1 protein-coding gene and 1 pseudogene are annotated in these 1,065 nt (G+C 61.2%); both read right to left on the bottom strand.

What is annotated here, in order from left to right; genetic code table 11:
* On the bottom strand, positions 1 to 564 hold a 564-nt coding region (gene mobF / locus DI606_RS20265; protein ID WP_293985825.1), incomplete at its 3' end, for a MobF family relaxase.
* Positions 561 to 1,065 (bottom strand): annotated as a pseudogene (locus DI606_RS20260) (conjugal transfer protein TraD); the annotation flags it as partial. The gene mobF and the pseudogene DI606_RS20260, both read right to left, overlap by 4 nt.

Below are 1,065 nucleotides of genomic sequence, written 5' to 3'. Positions count from 1 at the left end.
GCGCTGTTCGCCATACATGACCCGGCTTTCGAGGCTTGCCATGGGATCGCCATTCTCGCGGTTCGTCATGTTGAGCACGACGAGATGCGTGTGCAGATGCGGATCGAGTTCCCGGCTGCCATGCTCAGTAAAGCGAGCAACCAGGAACCGACCCGTTGTTTCATGAACGATCCTACCTTCATCGCGGCGGCGCAACTGCGCCTGTTCTTCCAGGTAGCAAATAGCCGCGGTCACCGCGCGCTCATGGGCGGCGAGCACGCGTTCGTCACCTGCCACCAGCCCCATGATCGAAACCGACTTTGGCGCATTGACCGCAAAATCCCAACCGGGGTGATGCTGAATTTCGCCATCCGCGCGGTGCCGCCCAAGTTGTTGATCGCCGACTTTTCCAGCAAGAAGGTCGCGCAGCAGCTTCGGATCAACAGCGCCGGAGAGGCCGAGATCGGCTGCAAGCTTCCCACCCCATTCAGACGGTTCATTACCGCCCTTGGTGTAGTAATCGCCAACCGTGTAGTAGCGGACGATATTGGCTGGTGTGCCATGGAGACGTTGCGGCTGGATCATGCTGGCCTCGCCCGCTCGCGCGGCCCGTCATCCCGGCCATGCTGGACGAGATCGGACCGGATTTCTCCCTGCTTGCCGGCAAGGATTGTCCAAAGATTGCGGGCGGGCACGGGAAGCTCGGCATTCTCGTCGTTGAGCAAGATATCTTCCACGCGCTGCGGATCGATGTTCGGCGCTGGAGGCGTAAACAGATCCGGCTGTGGTGGTGGCGTCGGGGCGGATTCTGAAGATGCATAAGGCTTCGCTGGCTTGCCCTCGCCATGTGTCGCTGGCGGAGATGCCTGCGTCGCTTCCCGCTCCATCGCTTCACGAACACGCGCTTCGGCATGGGCGATGCGAACGAGCATCCCGGCCTTGTCGATCTGAATGGGGGGCGTCGTGCGTTCGAGGAAAGCTGGTCCCAACGATGGTACGTTGTTGAACCGGCTATCGAACCGCACCACGGGCAAATTGCGGCCGAAGCGCAGGAAGCCGACCAGGTTGGGCAGGTTGGTGACCTCG

The organism is Sphingobium sp., assembly GCF_003248505.1.
Classification (GTDB): domain Bacteria; phylum Pseudomonadota; class Alphaproteobacteria; order Sphingomonadales; family Sphingomonadaceae; genus Sphingobium.
The sequence above is the reverse complement of the archived record's forward strand: the minus strand, read 5'-3'. Positions and strand labels throughout refer to the sequence as shown.